The 22,982-nt window shown below is 40.3% G+C and carries 13 protein-coding genes; 3 read left to right on the top strand and 10 right to left on the bottom strand.

Annotated features, from left to right (window positions below; genetic code table 11):
- Positions 1-1,573: 1,573 nt before the first annotated feature.
- The 4 genes from AB4138_RS16510 to AB4138_RS16495 form a co-directional block, all read right to left on the bottom strand.
- Positions 1,574-3,943, bottom strand: coding sequence for a type I restriction enzyme HsdR N-terminal domain-containing protein (locus AB4138_RS16510; protein WP_108155946.1), 2,370 nt, complete (start codon positions 3,941-3,943; stop codon positions 1,574-1,576).
- A gap of 599 nt (positions 3,944-4,542) precedes the next feature.
- Positions 4,543-8,391: an RNA-directed DNA polymerase gene (locus AB4138_RS16505; protein ID WP_108155948.1), complete on the bottom strand. Its 3,849-nt coding sequence runs from the start codon at positions 8,389-8,391 to the stop codon at positions 4,543-4,545.
- 367 nt (positions 8,392-8,758) lie between these two features.
- Positions 8,759-10,156, bottom strand: a complete 1,398-nt coding sequence (locus tag AB4138_RS16500) for a hypothetical protein (protein WP_108155949.1) — start codon at positions 10,154-10,156, stop codon at positions 8,759-8,761.
- Positions 10,157-10,439: 283 nt separating this feature from the next.
- Positions 10,440-12,161 carry a hypothetical protein gene (locus AB4138_RS16495; protein WP_146161094.1) on the bottom strand — a complete coding sequence of 574 codons (1,722 nt, stop codon included), beginning with the start codon at positions 12,159-12,161 and terminating at the stop codon, positions 10,440-10,442.
- A gap of 167 nt (positions 12,162-12,328) precedes the next feature.
- Here AB4138_RS16495 and AB4138_RS16490 point away from each other — a divergent pair, with 167 nt between their 5' ends.
- Positions 12,329-12,724, top strand: coding sequence for a hypothetical protein (locus AB4138_RS16490; protein ID WP_108155951.1), 396 nt, complete (start codon positions 12,329-12,331; stop codon positions 12,722-12,724).
- Positions 12,725-13,193: 469 nt separating this feature from the next.
- On the opposite strand, the gene AB4138_RS16485 is transcribed toward AB4138_RS16490, so the two are convergent.
- The 6 genes from AB4138_RS16485 to AB4138_RS16460 all read right to left on the bottom strand — a co-directional run bounded on the left by AB4138_RS16485 (position 13,194) and on the right by AB4138_RS16460 (position 20,756).
- Positions 13,194-13,835, bottom strand: coding sequence for a hypothetical protein (locus tag AB4138_RS16485; RefSeq protein WP_108155952.1), 642 nt, complete (start codon positions 13,833-13,835; stop codon positions 13,194-13,196).
- Between the two features lie 11 nt (positions 13,836-13,846).
- Entirely contained in the window at positions 13,847-15,430 is a 1,584-nt protein-coding gene (locus AB4138_RS16480; protein WP_108155953.1) for a TnsD family Tn7-like transposition protein, read from the bottom strand.
- A 4-nt stretch (positions 15,431-15,434) separates the two neighbouring features.
- Positions 15,435-15,848, bottom strand: a complete 414-nt coding sequence (locus tag AB4138_RS16475; RefSeq protein ID WP_372306858.1) for a hypothetical protein — start codon at positions 15,846-15,848, stop codon at positions 15,435-15,437.
- Between the two features lie 493 nt (positions 15,849-16,341).
- Positions 16,342-17,748 carry an ATP-binding protein gene (locus AB4138_RS16470; protein ID WP_108155954.1) on the bottom strand — a complete coding sequence of 469 codons (1,407 nt, stop codon included), beginning with the start codon at positions 17,746-17,748 and terminating at the stop codon, positions 16,342-16,344.
- The gene (locus AB4138_RS16465; RefSeq protein WP_372306855.1) at positions 17,726-19,903 is read right to left on the bottom strand and encodes a Mu transposase C-terminal domain-containing protein; all 2,178 of its coding nucleotides are present in this window, start codon (positions 19,901-19,903) and stop codon (positions 17,726-17,728) included. The genes AB4138_RS16470 and AB4138_RS16465 overlap by 23 nt, the downstream gene beginning before the upstream one ends.
- Positions 19,893-20,756, bottom strand: a complete 864-nt coding sequence (locus tag AB4138_RS16460) for a TnsA endonuclease N-terminal domain-containing protein (RefSeq protein WP_108155956.1) — start codon at positions 20,754-20,756, stop codon at positions 19,893-19,895. The genes AB4138_RS16465 and AB4138_RS16460 overlap by 11 nt, the downstream gene beginning before the upstream one ends.
- Positions 20,757-21,202: 446 nt before the next feature.
- Between AB4138_RS16460 and AB4138_RS16455 the strand changes: the two genes are divergently transcribed.
- Together AB4138_RS16455 and AB4138_RS16450 are read left to right on the top strand one after the other, a co-directional pair.
- Positions 21,203-21,604 carry a hypothetical protein gene (locus AB4138_RS16455; protein ID WP_102550640.1) on the top strand — a complete coding sequence of 134 codons (402 nt, stop codon included), beginning with the start codon at positions 21,203-21,205 and terminating at the stop codon, positions 21,602-21,604.
- A 365-nt stretch (positions 21,605-21,969) separates the two neighbouring features.
- Complete coding sequence (locus tag AB4138_RS16450) at positions 21,970-22,968, top strand: hypothetical protein (protein WP_372306852.1); 999 nt, start codon at positions 21,970-21,972, stop codon at positions 22,966-22,968.
- The last annotated feature ends 14 nt before the right edge of the window (positions 22,969-22,982 follow it).

The raw sequence follows: 22,982 nt of genomic DNA, 5'->3' as shown, positions 1-22,982 counted from the left end.
GTCAAGTGCATGAAAGAGCTAGCAAAAGCAGAGCCCGATATCGATGCACTCCTGCCTTGGAACTTCAAACATTAGTAATATCGCCCTGTAGGTTCATGGGGCGTTTACCTAAGACTCATGAGACAAGCTAACGGATGTACAAGCCTTTTGTACTTTTAGTCCATAATTGAACGCGGTGGCCAAAGAGACCGATACAACGACGAAAAAAGCGAACCATTCGGTTCGCTTTTCTATATGGTTTACGTCACAAACTTAATTGCGGTCACAGACTTAATTAATCTAGTCACAAACTTTATTGTGATGTGACACGCTTGATCACAGATAACTAAGATGGAAACTTGCTACCTTTCTGTATCAATCGTTTGGAAATCACGTTAAGGATAACCAAGTTGGAAACTTTTGGTAATTTGGAAGTCTGGTTGAACTTTGTAGCGATAACCAAAATGGAAACTAGGAGGGTAGTAGTGATTAGTCTGTTTTAGCTTCCATACAGCGAACCGCCACTGTTTGATATAGTTAAGGAGAACATCATTGAGAAATGGCCTGCTAGAGCTTCATTTTTTGTGGCACTCTCTTTCAAACCTCTTATTCTGATGTTTTTCGCAAACTAGCTTCTTAATCTGATACTTTTCCCTTTGGCTGCATTTACTCTGATGTTTTTCGCAAATTAGCTTCTTAATCTGATACTTTTCCCTTTGGCTGCATTTAATCTGATGTTTTTCACAAGTTAGCCTATTAATCTGGTGTTTTTGCTAGTTCGGTTCATTAAGTGGTCATGAAATGATCATAAGAAAAGAGTTTTGGATGCTGAATCAGTAGTAAGCCCCTGTAGACCAGAGACTAGCTGTCGCTAAGATGATTGACTAGCCTTACTGGAGCAGAGCACTAGTTAGATTTCGGCCCACCTAGTCACCTTCGAAGGCTGCCTTTTAATAGGAATTATGTTCGTAAAAACTACATTATGCTGATTCTGTGCACAATTGATTGCGACCTGAATCGAACAGTGGTTATTTGTAAACTTCTAGAGCAACGTATTCAATTTTAGATAAGGATTATGTTCTACTGGATCTGATTCAAGATGTTTAGCTATGGAGTGAAATTAAACTGGTAACCGAACTTTTAACGCGACTATATTCAAAAATGTTGGTCAAGTGGCTGTTAACAAAGAACATCATGCTGAGAAAAGTAGACAAACTTGAATCAACTAACTTCCTTAGATTAGAGATCAAAATCTGTAAACAAAAAACGCCCCCACAAGTGAGGGCGTGTTTTCACCGAATTACCTTTTTGTATATACGCTTTTCGCAGTCGCTCTAACTTTAAACTTCTCCCGAAGTACCTACATTAATTCGGCTATAGAGCGGGTGGAAGGGCTTTTTCAATTCGACTAATCCTTCTCTTACCTAAGCCTATTGTAGCTGAAGTCCCGCTTGTAGACCATCATTGACACGAAAACACCTGAAAGTAGAAGCTAAGGCAGAGCTGACATGTCGCACGGACAAGCCTGTGTTAGTGATACTACTAAATTAGCATCTAGGGCTTTGCAAACCACTAGCTAAGGTGGCTAAATTTACTATTCCACTACAGTTCTACCATAGCAGGCAGAAAAAGCGGGCTTAACACTTTGTGCTAGAATATTTTTAGTCCAAGTTGAGTACTCATCATCTGCCGAATCTAAACTTTCAGTTAGAGCAGTGTATACTCGCGACAGAAGAGTTGCATTTTTGAGTGCAATCGACTTTTCAATGAACCCATTAACTAAATCTCGATCTTCGTTAACGAAAAATGACATTAGCGAACATGTAATAGGCTCCACTACGCCATTTGTAGGACATGGAACGAAGGTTTCGTCGTCTAAGTCATGGTAATTAAATGAATTTCTATTGAGCGTAATGCTAATCTTATTTAGGGGCGCTGGAGCTGAGGCCACTTCTAATAAGAGCATTGGATCAATACGTTGATTACTAGTTTTTTTCTCATTTTCGATAACAATCCTTTGACCAGAAAGGTATGAAAGAATCATATAAGGTGAAATGTTATCGTATACAGTAGGAATATCATCTGGATCTACATTAATTATCTCTTGGCGGCCGTCTTTCTCAATTGATAGACGTTTTTCATCGATGATGTTGATATCGACTACTCCTAAGCCTTTTACATATGTCGCTAACTTACTTCCTGAGGGGATAGGTTGCTTTGAAGGCGACAACTTGAGTAATTCCTTAACAAGCTCCAGGCTAAGATTCCCTCTTTTGCCTAGGTCACGGATGGCTTCAGCAGCGATAATATTACCTAAAGGGAGACTAGAAGATAGATCCACTAACCACTTGATCGCGTCGTTATAATTTGCTTTATAATTAGTCAGATGTGAGGATATTAGTATTGAAAGCTCACTAGCCATTAGCTCAGGCAAGCGGATGACATATGAGTTATCCCCTGATTCAGATTTCATTTCTCGTATCAATCCTCCCGATGACATTTCGGCGATATCTTGTGGCGATAGGTATTCTAGGGCTGTTTCTCTTCGAATAATGAACGTGTTTAATAGTTCTAACTTCAATTGGTATGCTCTGTGTGTGTCTTGCAGATCTTCTAGTATCCCCTTTGCTAGCTCTCTATATAGACAAAATGGTGTCTGTGATGTGTCGAATAGATTTCTAGAAAAATGTAAAAGCTCTAGGCCCACTACAGGTAATATTGCTGCTGCGAAGTTTTCTTGTTTGTACTTTTCTGAGGTCATGATGTTGGCGGCAATTGTTTTAAGGATCCATGGTTGCCGTAGTTCATCATTGAGTTCGCAACCTTTCGAAAACATTAGCCTCTTGTTACTAAAGTAAGATTTCGCGGTGGTGAATTCTATATCATTTAAGGGAGCTAGTTTGAGCCTATTTGCTCTATTTCCTATTGCAGAAACTGCTCTTCTATTACGCGAATGGCATAGAAGGTCGGCTACAGTATCATCCATCGCTATGATGATATGTAGACCTTTTCCATATTGCCCACTCGTTAAGGTTTCAATTTCTTTGCGAATGGTATCTGAACCAACACTGACGCTATCGATTACTAAAACGAGCTTTTTATCAGTCGCTTTAGACAATTTCATTATCCAATTGCGGGCATCATCAGGAGAAATGTACCAATCTAAGGAGTTTGTAAGAGCGTCAGAAAGTGTACTGAAAAGGCTGATGTCTGTATCTGCGTTTATGTACAAAAAACCATAGTTTAGCCGTTTAGTGCCAACCTCTACAATCTCTCTTAGTACGTTACTTTTTCCCGATAATGGCTCACCCTCAATTATTGTTAAGCGCTCTCCATTGTCTAGCTTATTCAGCGCTTCTGAAGTTAGCTCTCGTGGGATTAGGAGCTGGTTTACAAACGGCCTCAACGCGTCTTCCAAATCGCCAGAAAGCTCATCTATATTTTGACGAGTTATTTGCTTTACAACTTGTGACCATACTTGGGGTGATGTACCTAGGAGCGTACTGACCGCATTCTTTAGGTCATCTTTTGCTAGCTTTGAGCCTTGCTTTAAAAGTGAAAAAACAGCAGTTTCTGATTTTTCGGTTGGACACCAAGGTTTTCCTGTTTCTGTTTCGAGAATGCGGACGTCTTTTGAATTACTCACTACCACAAGGGGGGGCCGAGGGTGGTGTACACGGGCATAAGACAACCCTTGTTCGATATCATCATTGGTTATTTTCACATTGGGTCTCTTTAGTTCAAAGATGGCTAAAGGAGTATTTTTGTATCTAATGAGAATATCCAAACGCGCTCTAGCATTCTTTTGGTGCTTGCCATTTACAGTAATGTTTGAATGACCAAATTTGAAACTAAAGCAATCTTGGTGGGTTACACCTTCGGAAGGGAGCCATGGAAACGCATGCGTTATGGCTCCTCTCACCTGAGCTTCATATTGTGCTTCTGATATGGATTTATCTTCCATTTTACTTAATTCCTTAGGATGAAGCTCGACTATAACTCATGTATTAAGGCCAATAATTTTCACAATCGACATAAAAACTGACATCCATTTACTTGATTTTTGGGGTACGGACTTTTTTCATCGCCTGTCTGTATTGTTCTTAGTTTTCTTACAGACTAATGCATTGCGAATTAGAGTCATTAAATCGTTACTCCACTCATTTCGTTTTATGGTATTTGACCTCTCTAAGTACCATGCATGCTTTTCTAGTTGCGACTGTATCGCTGTTTTCCATTGTTTATCAGATTTTGACGTTTCTAGAACCTGTTCAAATGTAAAGAGCATTTGCGAAACAAACCATGGGTACTTTTCGTGAGTGACTCCATTCGAAACAATGTCGTTTCTATTCCCATAAGCAAATTTTGGATTATCTGCACAGTTTTTTAAATACTCTTGGTAAGTGGCATAAGCCGTTGCTCTTCGAGATTCCAACCTACCTGACCGTAGCTGTTGTAGCGTGAGCATTAACGCGAGGATAGCAACAACTGCCATTATGATATCAGCTCGTTCATTCCAAAATTCAAAGGTCAATAACTGAGCAGTATTAGTGTCGAGGCAAATCATTTTATGTTTCCTGCTGGTGGTGTCTTTGTTTTCTTGTTGGTTCTAAGAGATTGACCGCAATCTCTAAAGTCGAACATATTCATCTCAAATGTAGATATCGATACTTGATGGGAACCATGTGTGTGCGTAATGAGCTTATTGAATCGCTCTTTATAAGGAGCTTTGGCTACTGACCCACCAAACTGACCACTGTTAACTAGTACAACATACTGATACATATGATAAAAGAGCGCATCAACCATGCTGTCAAAGGTCGAAATGTCTTTGTTCATCGCTGAAATAATATACGCGTGTGATTTATCTTTAAGGTCTGCACTTAGCTTTATATCTGTGGCGTCATAACATATAGAGCCAGTCAACTTGAAGCCCTCTTTCTCTTCAAAAGCAGGATGAATCATTTCTACGATTAATTGATATGGTCTCCAAGGCATAATTTGGTTTACTTCACCAACAGTCATGTTTTTCTTTCCCTGAAGGCGCTTGATAAACCTCCTGCCATTCGTTCCTTTATTTGGGATGATCCACATAGCAGAGTTGTTGAGGTCACGCTCATTCTGAATATGGCTAAAGCCAATTCCTGCAAAAACAATGGCTCCCGTTTTATCCGAAAGCCTTTCTAAAATATCTAGGTCATCGGGTGAGACAGAAAGTTCAGGCCAAATGATAAGGTCGACTTTTCCTTTGAGGTTTGGAGTCTCATTCACACTATCGACGCTAGCGATGTTGTGTAAGACTAGTTCTGAAACTGAAGCCACGTGCCTTCTATGCTTAGCTCTGTATGTTGGTGTATCTAACTTTAAGCCAGCTAAATCAAAGTCTTTTGTCAAAGGCAGAAGTGATTGAACCATGACAGCATTTAGATGCTTTTTGTCTTTTGGCCATCCTAACCTAACTTTCTCTGTATAGGTTGGCATATTGGAGAGTCTACAGTATGACTGAGCTTGGTCACCAGTTCGATTGTTTATACACTTTTCGAGTTTATCTAGAGTCCAAACTTTCGGCCATGAATACAGGCTATTGTTGCTTTCAACCCCAGGCCATTGTAGTAGCTTAAACAACAATGTAGATAGCCAATCACTCATCGGCGATTTGCTATCCCCAAATGCTTCAGGTGAATGCATCATTCCGATCTGTCTTTTCAGCATATTGGACTTTATACCCCGATATGCAGGTTTTTCAGACTGGAGGCTGCTGCCACTACTCCAGTCGACAGAGCCCAGTAGACAACTTCGAATGAACATCCCCATGTAATAGAGCGGTTTGTGCTCTTCTGTTAGCCACTTAGGGGGAGTATGAAATAGTTCGCTCTCGTCATCATAAAATTCTAACTCGACTTTGAGCTCACATGATGATTTTAGGCTCAGCAAGTCATCCCAGTCACTACATCGAACTTTTGTGTTCGCAATATCTATAGGTGTATCGAAGCTGTTTTTATCTATTTTGGATAATAACGATTGAACGAGCTTAAGTATGCCATTCTCATGCTTAAATGGGCTGTTGTCGGCTCTAATAACCGAAAGAAGGGATACTGATTTACTGTTGTAGGACGATAGACTTCCTTTGATTTTGGCATAATCATTTAGACCAAGATAGTTGGCAAAAGAGTGGGCTTTCTTAGGCCATTTTAAGTCAGTTGATTTCGCTTTTAAGTATAATTGTTCGAATAGCTCAGGGCTATTTAGCATGAGTCTTTCACATATATCGCTTAGATCTCCCCTATTTAGCTGTCTGGCTCTTTGTGAGGCAAAGGAGGAGGCGTTGGGGCGAGCACGCCGACTGTAGATCGATTCCAATGAGCTCGATATAGAACGCAAGACTTTTCTTTTGTCCAGTGCTAGTTGGTTAGCTAGTAAAACCGCTGTAGTGAACTCGGTAGGTTTTTGCTTTAGATTTACGTTGCGGAAACCATTTAGTAGCTGAGTAATCAGATCAAATGGTTCAATATTAATAACCTCTTTAAGAGGTGAGTCATTACGAACAAGACTAAAGAACAAAACCTGTTCTTTAAATGCCTCCTCAAAGGAATCGAGCACTTCAAATTTACTGCATGCGTAATCCTCTAGGCATTCAAAGTAGCTTTCTGGATCGGAGTGTGCAGGAAACGCCCACCGATCTTTTGTATGTATTGCGGTAGCAGAGTGACGAAGTACTTCACTTAAGCAATACTCAGCGAAAGTGGTAAGCGCGAGGTCATCATGGTCTCGGATACTCTCGAGGCTTTGTAAGATTGGGCGCAGTATTCGAGCATGAGGAAATAGTTCCAGTCCTTTTTTTAGAAGTAGCAAAAGTGAAGGATCTTTAGTCCACTTTGATATTAGTTTTCGAGCCATTCTCTCTTGCAGATAATCCCATGCCCCTGGAATAGGGGCTCCAGAAGGGGTAACTTCTTGTGCGATCATGCTTCGCTTTTGACGAAGAAGTGAGTGGATTTTGTTGGCTGTAAAACGTAGGAGAGTATCTTTACGTACATCATTGAAAGTTCTGTCAATAAAAGCTAATTCACTTATACTATCGCCTTCGAATTCGTTACTATCCCAGTCTTCAACCTCAAGGTTATCTGTTAGCTCAATTAGCCCTTCAAGGTGCCCAAGTTGTTCATCTAGTTCATGTAGTGGCATTGGGCCACTTAGCTTATTCTGTATGTGTGCAAGCTTAGATGAGATTGCGCCTTCTTTAGAACTGAATTTTTTAACTTTGGTTTTTTGAGGTTGAAGGATGAGACCTAAATTATCTTGATATGGTTTGAAATAAGCAGCTATTACTTCACGGATTTCACTCTCAGATACTTCGTTTTTGTCTGCTTTGATGATCAGTCTTAGGTCGTCCACATAGCGACAAGCATCTACTAGTAGTATATTTTCGTTTTCATCTAGATATTGGCCTATCAGCTCAGCAATGTCCTTGTCGAAATCAAGCATGTAAATGTTTGCTAAAAAACCACCCGCAACGAGCCCTTGAGGTATGCCTTTATTATCTTCTAGGGTCTGTATGTGTTCGTTTTTACACACTTCTGTATATAGGTCTTGAGATTCTTCTGTCCATTCCCAATCTTCAAACTGATCTAGAACGTGGCTAATAGATTCATCAGCTTCTTTACCAGTTATTTCTTTGACCAGACCCTCAATTTTTTCTGCTAGTATCGTCCGATCAACAGAGTCGTAAAACTTAGAAAAGTCTAAATGAATTTCATAGATTTCTTCTTTGCTTGTCTTAACTCGTTTAGCTTCACGACCAAAGTAGATAGGTCGCTCTAGAAAGCGCTGGTAGTCGGTAAAAAACTTACTATATGTATTACTGTTACCCCAAGAGTATGATGCATTGTTATCAACATACTTACAGTGAAGCCTGTTACCATAGTTTATTAAGCTCTTATCGTGTACATCAGAGAACAGAGTAGAGGTGTCACCTTGTTCAGTTTCAACATGGTTAGCTAGCAGCATCATCAATGCAGTAAAAACGGTCTGATCGTCTATCGATACATGGGCCAAAGGTCTCATTGGCAATCGAGGGTTATCAGAATCATCTTCATCCTTATCTTTGCATTCTGGAACCCAAGTGAGGGCAGACCCATCATCTGATTTTATAAATGTCCATGGATGAGACTTAGGTGCTGGTATTAGCTTTAGAGGAGATAACTCAAGGTCGTTTTTCTTAAGGGCTACAGATAGAGAGGAAACCCTTAAATCAAGCTCGAGAGCAGACTTGTCTAAGTCTAAACAGTCAACATACCAGTTGACCCCTCTGATATGTTGGTGAGACTTTTTCCAGGCACTTAACAGGATAACTTCATCAGATATGAAGTCTCCCGTTGGTAAGATCTTGTTATATTTCTTGTGGAGTAGCATACATGTACGTTGGTTTAAGTGACGACTTTGTATATGTTACCCTGTTTAGTGCGATTAGATGAATAAGTATTTGTTTTTGTGATGATGTCGAGTAAGTTTGTCATAATCTTCGAAGTCATTGTTATCTAACTACTTAGACATCAGATACTTATGCTGGTGGATCAACGGCTTCCACTAGAACCGACTTTCTGAGGTCGCTCAAGTTAGAATATCAGTATCGTCTTAGCCTCTTCGTATCGTATGAATTTTATTGGTTTTATAAGACTCTTCAGGAGCTTCAACTCGCAGAGAAACGTGACATCAGCGCTTTGCGGCTTATTTGCAAAAGTTTCCCTGATTATCATGGTTTCGACTCTAAGCGTTCTGGCTAGCGACTCACATATATGTAAGAGTCCAAATCAATAGCTTCCATTAGTGATCCTATGCGCTTAAATCCACCTTCTAAGCGATAGATAACACCGACATTGGCATAGGGTCTAAGAGCTTCTTCGATTATCCCAGAGCGAATCACAAGTGACTTAGAATCAGCATCAACAGCATGTGGAGCAATGCGCCGCTCAATGTCATAAAACTCCTTGTGCAATCCTGTAAGTGCCACTAACTCATTGAACAGATTCTCATAGAAAATTTTGGCGTCTTTGGGCTTCCTATCGACTATTTCAGCTAGTAGGCTCAAGGTTAGAATGTGCCAAGCGTCAAACGCCCAGAGGCACGGATAACTTCGTATATAGTTAAGAGCATGAGGTAACTTTGGATGTTTCCTAGCAGGGCTAGGTAGAAATAACTGATTCAGTGTCATCCACTTCGACCATCTGGAGTAGTCTCTTTTGAATAAGTTATCTTTTGAAAGTAGATAAAGTTCAGAGTTGGTTTTAGCTTGTCTTACGGCGTCTTTTGTTGTTCTAGCCTTCTTAGCCTTATTGTTCGATTCCTTTAAAAAGTTTTGTTGAGACCTTTCAATTTTCGGCATTAATTTTGGGTACTTCAACCATTTCCAGGTAGCCCGATTATTCTCAGATGTTGCTGGAGTGCGGATAACAATGCTTCCATTAAGGTCAGCGACATCGGCAGGTAAACAATCTTTTAATAGAAACGCAATCCAGATGTGGTTGTCACCTCGTATCGCCTGAAGCAGAAGGTATTCCTCCGTCTGCTTTACCTGGCTAACGTTGTCTACATGCTGTTCAGAGCGAGAATAAATAGTGACCTCTTCACTATATATGTGCCTGTCAATCTGGCATTTAAACTCTTGAGTTAAGCTAGGTAACAAAATGTAGTTACATTTAATAAATTTTCTAACCGAGTCTTTTGCACTACGAAGACGTTTTTTCTTGATACGCTCTGCTTCACGCTCCAGAAACTGTTCGTGCTTATCAATGAGTTGTTCTCGGCACCATTCGTAAAGCCATTTGTAAGGCACTTTCTTCGCTTTTAGATCAGAGAGTGCTTCATTAATGTTGCGATTAAGGTAGGCACTTAAATCAAACTCTATTGAAGGGGTTTTATTCTGTCGATAGTAGGTTGTTTTTTCAGCTTCATTTTCATGTGTGACGAATACTTCGATCACTATGTCACCGAGTTCGGTTTCGAGAAGTACATCTGCGATATAGCGGTCTAAGCGTACTTCTAGGTTTCCACCACGAACATTTGTTGATACTTCGCATTGGCTCAGTGTTTGTCCTTTGTATTCAAAGGATGCAGGCGGAAGATAAAGGGGCTGCGACTCAAGAAAAAAGTGCTGTGCGACTATGTGGAGTTGGGTCATTAAGCAGTTACTGTTTTCGTCTTTCGAATCATGTGCAAAATGATGTCTTGTACCACTAGTTCCATTGTTTTTAGCTACTAAGCGATCTCCACAACCAGAGCATACGCAATTGCACTTTAAGCCATTCTCGACCGAATCAACATGCCTTAAGGTATTTGAATCTCTATGTAACGCATACTCTAGCACTGTCGTTCCTCTCAGCTATAAGGTGCCATAATAATTTAGTCTGATTAAATCAATATGATGGCTAATCGAAAATAGAGCAATTCTCTAATAGCGATCGCTATACCTTCAATAATTCTAATATCGCTTCTTTCTTTTCGTCGGAGAGCAAAATGTAATGCATTATGTTTGGTAGTAATTGGTTTAAGTAGGGGGCTAATTTCATCGATGTGACATCCTTTTGGATGTCTTTTAATGCATCGTAAGGCGTTTTGTTAAGTGTATTAACAATGACAGCCCTTTTTTTCTTAAATGCAGCATTTACTGATTTTTTGAAATCTTGTTGGTTGGACTCAAAATGGGCCTTTAGGCAGTCTTCTAATCTTTTGAAAGGGTTACATAGGAAATCTGCTTTCAAGTCATGATGAATATAGTTGATAATGAAAGTGTTATAATCAGCAATACAATGAATAAACTTGATTTTTTCATCATACTCTTTTTCGTTTGTATCCCAAAAAACTCTTTCTGGTAACTCTCCAGTGTTAGGCTGAGTACTCTGTTCATTAATCCTGAAACAATAAAGAAAGACAGCCAATTCTCTACAAGCATCACCTGCGTCCCAGCCTTTGTGAAGTTCTTCGACGATCAGTGACAAGATGTTAATGATAGCTCTCTCCGTGCTGTCTTCTATACTCTCTGTAGTAATCTCTTGTTTGATTTGGGATAGAACCTCAGTGAATTTGCCCTCATATTTATCATAAATTTCCGTTAACACCTGATTAGTAAAGGTCAGAGCAGCTGAAAAAAGTGCTCTTATCATGTACTCCTTAATATCTAAACTATTGAAGTATGCTTCATTCTTCTCTTTTGTCGTACCACACAGTAAAAAAATGCTTTCCAACCGTATTATTCGTTTGCTTGTATTTAGTTGATTCTTCAACTGCTGTTGGAAGCAGTATGGAGCGAATAAGCCATTGTTGTGTGTAAAAAGCATTTTATGAGCTGTTGGACTATCATATTTTCTTTTGTTTGTTGATAGGAAATCTCCAGCGTCGACATGATTAAGCTCGGTACGCATGATAGTTCGATATATGCTGTTCTCTCCTCCAGAACTGAGTAGTTTAGTTTTTTGCTCCGTGACACATTGATAGGATGGATAATCTCCAGTTATGTCGCGAAGTGCTTTTACGAGTAATCCTGCTCGATAAACTTCATTGGTACAACGGATTAATTTATCTATTTTGTTTTTGCTAGCTGTTTGACTTTCTGTCCAGTTTGATAAGTCGTTTGTATATGTGCTCATTGTTGGATAGGAGTTAAGCCTTATTTTATTAACCCATTCTGTTGGCTTTGACTTTAATCCAAGTTCGGTCGCTTGTTCGGCAATAGTGCTTTTCACGTGTTGTTTTAGTTGACTAGGATAATCATAAATAGAAGCTTGCAGCATCATAAATAGCTGCTTAATAAAACTATTGCTGTGGTCTAGCAGAAGTGTGAGCCTTAGGACGAATAACGGAATGGTTATGTGAGCCAAATAAGTCTGATTGGTTTTTTTGTTACTGTCGAAGTAGAAGTCTTGGGCATGAAGATAGCGCAAAATGGCTTCGTTTTCTTTCAGGAGGGATTGGAGTAACTTTTTGTCATCGGAATCAATTACTAGATAATTAATTAGGAGACTTTCCATCTTAGCGTAAGCATTGACACGGTTAGCGATGCTCTTAGCTTTACTCGGAAGCATTACTTGTTGGTTCGTGATGTATTTTTTCCCCATGCAGCTGATTGCAACCCTTTCCAAAAACTCATAACGATCCAGTAGCGTTTCTTTGCGAATAACTGTTGCCATAGATTTAGTCCATTTTTCCTTCATCTACTCTCGATTTTACCAAAATAAAATCAAGTAATTAGCCTACTATGTACTTGTCCGCGAAATTGATCGCATTTTTTGCTAACGACGGGTAAGTTGAAGCCCAACTTACAGTTAGTTTTTCTTTTATTTAGAAGGATGGTCTTATGACTGTAAATGATATTGTTTTAGAGATTGAATCAACTATTGAAGATCTAACAGAACAAGCAGAAAGTTTAAGGGATAAAGTTGAAACAACGGTCAACCATGCCCATGAAATTAATGAACGTGTACTTAATAAGCATGAGCGTTACGTTCCTTTAGACGACCAGCCATATGGCGAGGAATTAATACGTACTGATGTTATGCTTGAATCCATTGACAAGCAGATTATCGAGCTTCAAAACCTCGAAGACGAAAAAGATGTAAGTCGGGTTGTCGCGATAATTAAAAATGTTGAAGAGGTTATTAATGAGCATAGTGAGACCTTTCATGATTGCTTCAGTGATAGATTTATTGAGGAAGCGTCAAAAGAAGTTGACGATTGTTTTACTGGCTTCTAGGCAACTCAAATTCCCTAGATTTAATAACTCGTTGCTCTGACTTTAACCAGTCCTCAACGAACACCTCAAACAACGGGTCATCAATTAAGTCACAGGGTTTGGCGGTTACGTATTTATGACTTCGCGCTTCTGCTGAGACTAATCTCTCGTAGCCTTCTAAGTCACAGTTATCTAGGTACTTGGAAACTAACGAAGGTGGAGCAACTGCTAGCTCCACCAGTACCGATTTCTCGGAGAACATCCAAAGTAGAATATCAGTGTCGTTTTGGCCCTCTCGAATGAGACTAAGACTGTTTCTGAGGTTATCTATAAGGTTAAAATGTTCATTGAACTGAAAGGACGGGAAGTACCTACAGCCGTTCACATTGATACAAACAGCGTTGTGTAGATCTTCGGGTAAGTCCTCTTTAGGTATTAGAACTAGGTCGCTGAGAAGCGCGGTAATAACCTTTATCGTTTAGTAGCGAGCCTACTCATAAGATTTTTCATAATGATCATTAGAGTGGTAATGATACGGTTGATTTTCGTCATCTTCGTCTTGATCATCTTCCACTTTGTTACATTCTGCGATAACTTCTTTGTGGCGTCTTCGTTTCTCTTTGTACTCTTCTGTTTGGGCATAAATGCGACTTACATCCATCAAAAACGCCCACAAATCAACAATTGTGAACTCTTTACTCTCTAAATTAACCTCATTTATAGTGAGCATATATTCACAAAAAATATTAAATAACTTCCCATTATCATTTTTTTGGAGTAGCGCTTCAGGGCTAGCAGTGACAAAGTTCTGATTTTGCTCGAATTGATCTACTAATTTTAGGTCAAACTTAAACCTATCCTTAATGAAATCCCTGTTGGTCGGGCCTACTTTGTAATCCCGAGTTTGATAAGTTCTTTCGGTAAGAAACCACCTTACCGCGTTGTGTCGCTTGATTACCTTTATGAGGTTTAGGTGTGGCGCGAGGTACGGGTGAATGTCTCCATTCTCATCAAACTGCTCAATTGGGTAGAGCCTTGTATCATTCAGAGTCACAAACATGGCAATGTCACGCAAGTGAGGTTTAACTTCGTGTGCTTCGAAAATTTGTTTGAATTTACCGAGAAATGTCATAGTAATTGTTCCTAGTTTTTAGATTTTTCGACGATTTGCTCCGCTTGCTTAATCGAAAGGGGTAGGCGTTTTCTGTTTTTGATTAAGGAGTGTCGTGAGTTCACTTGTCTTTCGACGTGAGACACCGAATTAGCCTTATTTACGTGTTGCTTAATTTGTTTAGCCAGCTTTTTATCTACCTGATTCCAATCAATAGATTTATGGAACTTAGCTGGCTCTCGTTTTGGTAAGTGTTGGTTTAGCCAATCTTTGTCATATCGAAAGAGCCACATGTAGCAACTGCTCGAATGTTTAATCTCTGTTCTAGTTAATGTTGGGTTTTGAGAAATGATTGACTGGAGTGTTTGACGATATTGATTTCGTTTTTGGCAGAACCAGAGCCGTTTTCTCCAAGCCGCTAACCCTGACATCGAGTTGATTTTTTGTTCCACGGTTCCAACGCTAACACCGCATAATTTCGCGATATCTCGTCGATGAAGTCCACGGAATGCGAGTTTTATGATCATATCGACTAGCGAGTTACTTAGTCGTTTGAATCGATGATTTACCGCTATCCCATTCCTCTGCGCTAGGGCTGCTAGATAGCCCACCGAATATCCTGTCGCCTTGGCGACAGAACGAAGCGAGTTTCCTGAGGTCAGCTCTGATAGACAGACTCGAGGTTTAGATGATTCCCGATTGCAATAATTTGAGGCCTGCTCAGTTTGTTGAAGATAAAACTTGGCGTTCTTCGCAAAGGAAGCACCAACCAATGCATGCTGTATGTAATGGTTGTAGTTGCCATTTAAGAGAAGGAATCTTAAGAAATTAAACTGGTATAGCTTCGAAGGCAGTAGCTTTGCACCAGCAAATAGAGGAGCCCAAAAGTTTTGTAGACGATTGACTGCTTCTGATTGCCTGATCTGTCCTTTCGGAGTTAACAAATGAGCCTTACCCATCCAAGATGAGTGAGAGGGCGTAACAATATGATCGAATCGACGTTCGCATTCATATTGATGCCAACTACTGATGAATTGCGACAACCTCAACGCTCGTTCTAAGCACAGATCCGAACCATGGAAACATCTATCGTAAGGTGTTGGTGGTAGTTCAATGCGTTTGTTAAGACCATCGGCATTTGTCGGTGCATATTGAAGCCAACATGCATGCTTTGGGCAAACGAACATACCGTAATACTGATGTACGGTACGCCAAATACCATGCCCCCATTTCAATGCATCTTCCTCTAGGCATCGCGAGCAGAGCTTTAGTGCACTGCTAAACTGTAACCGAGAACAAGCGGTACGTGATACAGCAGCGATGTGACTGCCATCATTACTCAACATGTGCCATCTAAGTCTTGCTTTGCTTTTGTTATCTTGAAGGCAAGAGCCGACAACAGGGAAACAAGTACCGTCAAACAACAACCTTTCCGCGTCTATTGAAGTCTGTTTGGCAACGTGTTTGAGCATGCAAGGAAGCTGTGGGTTAATGCGCACATCTGTACGCCCAAGGAGAGCTCGGTTTTTTTCGCGTAGCGAGCGTCTTGGTGAGGCTGCGTGGTGTCGCGCAACTAGACTATAAAAGGCTTCTCCAGCTATTTCGTGCAGGTACATAGATCTATAGTTGTCCTGTAGCGACCAGCATGAGAATGTAGATCAGTGGTGGACTAAATCTGTTTGTTGAAGTTGATAAAAATAGGCGTGTAGTCCTCATAGTAGGAGTAATTATGTGATCATTTACTTTCCTCGTATTCGAGAAGTACTGCTCTAGAGCGCTTTTCCCTAGAGTCATGAAAATCTCTTTGTACCAATCGCCACAAGCTTTCTTAAAAGCTAACGTTTCAGTTTGCTCAAGCGTAAATCCCATGTGTGCCAACGTATTTTGTTGCACGGATTCAAGGTCTAGGGCGAGTTCTCCATTGTTTAATGCAATCATTAGCCGTTCAACCTTCAGCGTTGTTTCATCAGAATACAATTCTTGACATGTCATGCTGGAATCACATTTTGGACAAGCTAAAGCTGGTGTTGGCATTCGGCTGATGTTCTTCAAGCGGTAATCACATGACGAGCAGGCGTTGATAAGTCTTGAACCGTGTTTGTAACAGTGAAACACACCTTGCAGTTGATGTGGTTGATGGAAATATGCCACACCATACGTGTCATGATCTTCTTCTATGCAGTCTTTGCAGCAACGCCATGTGCGGTTGTGAACTGTTTGCTAGTGTATAAATTCAATGTCATATTGTTTCCCTATCAGGAACAACGGAACCTGTCTTTTCTCATGTTCGTTCAGGAAAGACTCAATGACGTTACCGTGCAAATGCTTTTTCCAAATAGTACGATTATCACTATTTAAAGTGTCCATGAGTAAGAAGTCGAGATCTGAGAACACTGTCACTGGAGAAGAACTAAATTTTTCGAGCCCTAAACGTCGTGCTGTAGTACTAAAAGTACCAAATGGAGACATAATATGAATCCGATGAAGAAAACTTCTCAGATGTTCGTGGGGAAGCAAGTTTAAGATGTTATTCATACTTGCGAGCCTGTGCTAAAAGAGATTCAGGAGTAAGGTTCTCAAGCATTTCTTGATCTTTTTCAGATAGGTTTACGGCAGAGCGAGAGCTTTTAGTGGGTTGCTTCTTGAGTTGGTCACTGCCAAAATTTGAATCGCCGTAGAGAGAAAAATCCTCTTGAACCGAGTGAAGTTGAGACAAAGGAATACAATCTTCATATTTATGGAACTGACCACGTTTTAGAGCCGTCAGTGCTCCTGAAACCAGGATGAACCGTTCTTTAAATACATGGTTTAATGCCGCCATGCTTAGATCTTGATTGCTTGGCGTTAGATAGGTCAGATAAGACAACGTGGCCTTTATTAAACTACTTGCTATGGCAGGTATTCCTGCTGACAGGTAGTGTATATGACGCGTTAGAGTATCGATGTCAGTTGTCTGATTCTTAAGTAATTGTGTAGAACACATTTGCTTAATGAAGCGTTTCCAAAAAGAACTTTCAACATCACATTGTTCTAAGATAAGCGAACCTGTTTTTCCAATACGCCTAGCGGAGGTCATCTCTTTGGAAAATAGATTGAGTGTTGATAATGTCCCGACCAATAGGAGCGGTACACCAACTTTGTTAAACAACTCTTCAACGAACTTTAGTGTGGCATTTTCGTTGTTACCGACTTTTTCGTACTGTCGAGTCTCTGATAGGTTTTGAGCTTCATCTAGAGCAATAAGCCCAACTCCATGAATGAGTAAAGCTTTACGAACAGCAATCATTAGTGCCGTGACTGAACTTTTTTGATGTGATTCGTAATAATTCTCTCCCGTTACACTATCAATAGACTCAAGGATCCTCCATAGCAATGCCCGCTGGCCTCTCGCTGTTGGGATATCCACCTTAAGCCAGACAATCTGTTCGTAGATGAATCTTTTCCCTTGATACTCTTGATGAGAAATGATTTGAGGAATGGCTGACAAGATGCTTTCAACCATCGCAGACTTGCCGCGACCTGATAGACCCGCAACCAAAAAGCTCTGCTGATTTGCTGTTTGCTTTAGAGTGCGTTCTTGCCCTTCAGGTATTTCAATAGAGTTGGCAAATTGCAATTGTTTAATATCGCCATACACCAAAGGATTGCGGTAGATATAGCCTCGCTCAATCATGCGAAATACTGTGTCATAAAGGCGAGGGGCTTCATCCTGAACAACATAGCACTCAGATAGGTTATCAATGAATGTTCTGGTGTAGTAGCCATGATGCTCAGTAGGGAGTGAACTCACATCAATCAACATGTCAGGAGATAATGTTGTTGCCTGTATAAATTGTTTAGGTAGCAATGGCATTCCAAGCGCTTCAATCAGAGGATTTCTTGCCATCTGAGAGTTAGGGTGAGGTGTATAATTAGCTATCATCTTGTTCATCATCAAAGTCAAAAAAATCAGGTATTTCCAAGTGTTGGGTTTTCTTTTTAGCGGTCGAACTATCGATCTCTTCGTAACTTAACGTTGCTGCTATTTGTTCAGATTGTTTGTTGCGTTCAATAGAAGAAACAATATTCTTTCGTTTTTTAATGCCAGTCTCGATAGACTTTGCTGACGATGTTTTTAGGAATCTAGCGTCAGCTTTTGCTTGTTTATCGATTTCATCCAGTTTGTTTAAGAACTCAATTTTGTTAGCGAATGAATGCTCTTCATGAAGGCTTTGTTTTTGTTTGGTTAATTCGATTTCATGCAGAGTCGATTGCCAAATCTGATTACGATACGCTTCAGAGCGGTCAGTGAGTTCTAGAGTAATTAGTTCGTTAGATTCAAGGTCTTTACACCAAATTAAGTTCGTTGAATTTTGGTCGTATCGAACCTCTACTGTGTATCGACCAAAATTACGAGCTTTGTCTAACCACTGTTTCTGAATGATTTTGTTAGAGCTGTAATACAGCCCCTTAAAGTAAACACCCTCCATTCTCACAGTCGCCTTGTCAGCAGGTAGTAATGCGAAACGAAGTTGCTCCTCAGGTATCTGATCTGGCGGGATCATCATTTCTTCTAGCCCATAGAGATATAAGTCTCTAGGAGAGAAACCAACATCATCTCGAGACATCTCAAAGTTATGGTTGTTCTTTCTCAGACGGTTATTGTTGGTATAAATGATTGTCCTTATGAGCTTTTCCATGAACGCTTCGAAGGACATCGACGCTTTTCTAGAAGCGTGTTGTTCCTCCTTGCAGGGCACTTTCATAACTTGACCAGGCACAAATCGAACAGCATTTTGATGAAAGATATCAAATGCTTTCTCGACAGTCCCTTTACAATCCCCGCGATGATACGGAGCGAAGCTGGCGATTGATAAGCCAATTTCCCCTTTGAGCATGCTTTCAATATTACGGTCTGTATACTCGGAGCCTCGATCCATGACTAACTGAGAGCAGACATGGTGACACGGCCATTCATTTTCAGTAATTTCAACGCCATAGCGATTAGCAAACTGGACTTTGTTGGTAAACGCGTTGAAAAGGGCTTGTGATGCCCCTGTCCAATCAGGGCCGTGAAAACAAGCATGAGTGCCAACAAACATGCCAGACCACGTATCCACAACTAGATAGATCACAGGGCGTCCCGTCGCTAACTGATTGGTTTTGTCATAGGGGTAACGGATGTATTGATCAACAACTGTTGCATCTATTTCGTAACGGCTCGTGGGCCCACGGACGCCTTGTCGAGCAAGACCTGATCGGCCTCGATGGTCTTTTTGGTAGTTGACTGTACCGACAGACTTCCGAATCAATTCAAGTTGATCAACGTTTTGCTTAAAATGGTAGTTAAAGGTGTTTCGTGAAATGAGCTTGGCTCTTGGAACGGGTAAAGCTATTTCATGTGCTCCCTCAACCATTGGTCTAACCCGTGCATACATGAACTTGCGTGTAAACTGATCGTAAAGGTCACTCAACCTGACTTTTCCGCCGTTTGGAATGGTTTTAGCAAATCGTCGAATATTTTTAATATCTTGTTGAGTTACTCCACGATAAGGCGTTCCATACCTGGTTTTGGGGCCACTTTTGCCTAACTCAGGGGCTTGGTCAAATGATGGTGATTCAGGTAAAGACTGATTCGTTCCACAGTTTCTCCATAGAGGGAGTAGAGCATTGATATGAGAACCGTAATACCAATAACGATTTAAAATCTTTGCTACATAACTACGACTGCGCCCCGATTTTTTTATCAAACGATCTAGGATTGAACTGCTATCGATAAATAGATAGTTGTAACGTAGTTCGTCGTTATCGACTAGCGGGGCAATGATGTGGAAGCTCTTGTCTCTACGTTGTAACCATTTACTGCGCTTTTTGTCTTTCAGTAACTCTTCGTCTGACATGTATAGGTAAGGGCTAAAGGAATGCTTTAGCACTTTCCATTTGCCTAGCTCTATTTGACTCAACGTATCACTCAGCGAAAGCGTATGAGGCCTTTTTGGGCGCTCAATATTGAGTTGAGTGACAGCAATCATGTCGAGGTTTTGGCACATATCTACGATGAGATATTCAAGCCCCTTTTTGCCATCGACTAATTTTTGATTAATTCTCATCGTGCTTCGAAATCATGATTACAGGACGAAAAACTTCTATGCGTTCGTTCAGATCTACATTTAATTGGTTTGAATAGACCAAGTGTTGAAAGATCTCTAGAGCGGCAAGTTCAGAAACATCGTGGATTGACGCGGAGTAACTTAGACATTGCTTGAGAGTAAATTCAGGGTTGCTTAATAAGCAATTGCTGAGGGTTTCTAGCATTCCTTGGCATAGATGACCGTCAATTTGACTCTTCCTGACGTGGTGATATGTCTCTCTAAGCCATTGAAGGTTGTATGTTTTATTAGGGTTTAAATCTTCTTCTGTCACCTGAATTAGGTGATGGTTGTGACGACCCCAATACATTTGCTCTATCCTGAACTTCTGCTTGGTTCGCTTTACTTTTTGCGGAGACTCGAACTCAGTACTCAAAGCTGAACTTGGCTTGTAATTGTATGGCTTAATATAAAGTTGTCCGCTTGTAACATCGTGAATTGTGGCAACAAAATCTGTGGTCATCGTTGCAGCAGGGATTTCTCTGCCATCTCGTTCTTTGTATTTCCCTGGGTGACGATAGTTCAGCTTTTCAGCGCATGAAAGTGTCTCATTGATCGGTAGTGGATACTGTTCTTGTATGTCTAACACATCAGGATCATGCTCTAGATGAAGGAATAGCGCGAGCTCGCCCAAACTAAATAGGTGATGACAACGATTAGTCTTATGGCTGAATAAAATATGCGATAAACCAACACTGTTAGATCTTCTAACTGTAATAAAAGGCTCATAGGTTCCATTTTTAATTTTACCTAAGTGTTTTCTTAATTTATTTAGTTCGCGTCTTGTGATGCTTGGTTGTGAGACTATCTTCATAATATTAATCCTTAGTGACTAATATATAATTAGCAGTTCATGACTAGGTTGTCCAACTTATTTTTAATTTAAGTTGTTGTTATAAAAGGATTTATTATAACTTAAATAAATCGAAACTAAGGTGGGGCATAAAAGAAAACCCTTCATGTTCAATATGATAATCGAGATTGTTCAAAATAATTACATATTTTCTAATGACTTTAATATTATCATCTAAATAATTAACATGGTTTTTAATGTATATATTTATCAGTGGCTTAATCTATAATTTGTGAGTTATTCGTATTTTTTGATTTTATTTTTAATTTTGCGCCGAAATAAATGTTTTTGTGAGTGTATTTGCACATTATTTTCGGAGTTAGCTATCTATTTTAAATCGACTACTCTTAGAAATATGTGATCGTTAGTTAAGCCTCGTTATGGTTAGTGCAGAAAGATTTATCAATATGGCATGGGAATTAGAGCTTACCATCTGCTCACTAATAACTCAGCGCACGCCAGCGGGCTATCTGGATATGTGTAGAGACCAAGCGAAGCTTAGAGGCATCGATGTCTTTAGCTTGAACTTTAATGACTATGAATCCCCGCTAGCTGCTTTCGCAGCAGAAGAGAATCGAGAACTGGTTGTTACTTTGGAACAATGTAGACGCAAGACACTTGTCATCTTTGAGAGAGCTGACGCGTTGGCACCTTTAGAGTGTGATCAGACGTTTTGGCTAAGGTCTTTACTGGTTAATAACGATGCAAGTGAGCTTGTTGTCCTTTTTGTTTTAACAGCTGAGGAGGAGGCAAGTTTGTTTCAGGACTGTAAAGGTGCGTTTTATCGAGATTGTGTTGGCTTGAATTAGATGAAAGCCTCGTAAATTAAACAAGTGATCAATAAAGTTGTTCACCCTCGCTTTATCAACAGCTATAGCTGGGAGTGTTCTAGCTGTTATTTGAGCTGTTGTGCGGTGGCCCATTAATCAATTCAGATGAAGATTAAAAGATGAACTACCCGCGAATCAGTAAGTTATAAATGATGCAATGTTTAGATGCATGATATAGTTGCATAACAGTAAGAGTCATATGTCATCATAGTGAGTTAGAGTACATGCCCGCAGCTAATATTACGAATAAATGGTATAAATTCGATTTTCATACACATACACCCGAGTCCAGAGATTATCGTGAGGCCTCATCTCCCGAACCTGAGTTGTGGCTTAGAACGGCAATGGAGCGAGAACTGGACTGCATAGCGATTACAGATCACAATTCAGGGGGGTGGATAGATAGACTCAAGGCTACATATGAACAAATAAAGTCTGAAGAGTGGTTCCGTCCACTTGTGATTTTTCCTGGAGTAGAAATCACGATCTCTTTGGGAGCGTCACGAATACACCTGTTAGCAATTTTTGACCCAAGTAAGTCAACACAGGATCTGACTAGATTCTTGGGTAGTTGTGATTTGCAAGGTGATTTTGGTGATCCTGAGGCGTGCTATACCACTCAATCGATAGAAACTGTAGTAAAGAAAATCTCTGAATCAAATGGTGTCGCTATACCTGCGCATATTGACGCCCCTAAAGGCTTGTTGCATGAAGTTACTAATACGAACCCAGACATCAAAGCTCATTTAACACTGTTTGACGGAGCGCAATTTGTTGATCGAGATTATCTATCGAGTGACTCTATTCATGAAGAGTTAAAAAGAGATGCAAGCCACCTAGCAACCGTTATGGGTTCCGATGCTCATACGCTGGCTGCCATTGGTGGTAGCTATAGTTGGATTAAGATGGGAACACCTTCTATTGAAGCTCTCAACTTTGCCTTGAAAGATCACCAATTTTGTATACTGAATCAAGCTGAGAATCCAAACAACCTTCCAAGATCTTATATCGAATCATTAGAAATCGGCGGTATGAAGCATTGTGGAATGAATCCGACTAACATCCCAAAATTTCAATTACACCCTTTGTTTAACTCTATAATCGGCGGGCGCGGTACAGGAAAGTCAACTTTTATTGAGTCACTAAGGTTGTCTCTTGGAAGGAGCCAAGAACTAGATGACTTGCCTAGTGTTGGAGCTGATGTACAGTCTTTTGTAGATGGAGTCACTACAGACCGCACTCTAATTGAGGCTAGATTCGTTAGAAATACCTCTAGTTACCGAGTTAGTTGGACTAAAGACGGGGGCGTAAAGTTCGAAAGAGCTGATGAAGGAGGTTTGTAGTGGTCAACTGATAT

The sequence above is a fragment of the Vibrio sp. 10N.286.52.C3 genome, from assembly GCF_041468865.1.
Taxonomy (GTDB): domain Bacteria; phylum Pseudomonadota; class Gammaproteobacteria; order Enterobacterales; family Vibrionaceae; genus Vibrio; species Vibrio crassostreae_C.
This window is presented reverse-complemented; position numbering and strand designations above follow the sequence as displayed.

Coding starts and splice junctions, on each gene's coding strand:
- AB4138_RS16510 (WP_108155946.1), bottom strand. CDS start 3,943: ATGGAAGATAAATCCATATCAGAAGCACAATATGAAGCTCAGGTGAGA.
- AB4138_RS16505 (WP_108155948.1), bottom strand. CDS start 8,391: ATGCTACTCCACAAGAAATATAACAAGATCTTACCAACGGGAGACTTC.
- AB4138_RS16500 (WP_108155949.1), bottom strand. CDS start 10,156: ATGACCCAACTCCACATAGTCGCACAGCACTTTTTTCTTGAGTCGCAG.
- AB4138_RS16495 (WP_146161094.1), bottom strand. CDS start 12,161: ATGGCAACAGTTATTCGCAAAGAAACGCTACTGGATCGTTATGAGTTT.
- AB4138_RS16490 (WP_108155951.1), top strand. CDS start 12,329: ATGACTGTAAATGATATTGTTTTAGAGATTGAATCAACTATTGAAGAT.
- AB4138_RS16485 (WP_108155952.1), bottom strand. CDS start 13,835: ATGACATTTCTCGGTAAATTCAAACAAATTTTCGAAGCACACGAAGTT.
- AB4138_RS16480 (WP_108155953.1), bottom strand. CDS start 15,430: ATGTACCTGCACGAAATAGCTGGAGAAGCCTTTTATAGTCTAGTTGCG.
- AB4138_RS16475 (WP_372306858.1), bottom strand. CDS start 15,848: ATGCCAACACCAGCTTTAGCTTGTCCAAAATGTGATTCCAGCATGACA.
- AB4138_RS16470 (WP_108155954.1), bottom strand. CDS start 17,748: ATGATGAACAAGATGATAGCTAATTATACACCTCACCCTAACTCTCAG.
- AB4138_RS16465 (WP_372306855.1), bottom strand. CDS start 19,903: ATGAGAATTAATCAAAAATTAGTCGATGGCAAAAAGGGGCTTGAATAT.
- AB4138_RS16460 (WP_108155956.1), bottom strand. CDS start 20,756: ATGAAGATAGTCTCACAACCAAGCATCACAAGACGCGAACTAAATAAA.
- AB4138_RS16455 (WP_102550640.1), top strand. CDS start 21,203: ATGGCATGGGAATTAGAGCTTACCATCTGCTCACTAATAACTCAGCGC.
- AB4138_RS16450 (WP_372306852.1), top strand. CDS start 21,970: ATGGAGCGAGAACTGGACTGCATAGCGATTACAGATCACAATTCAGGG.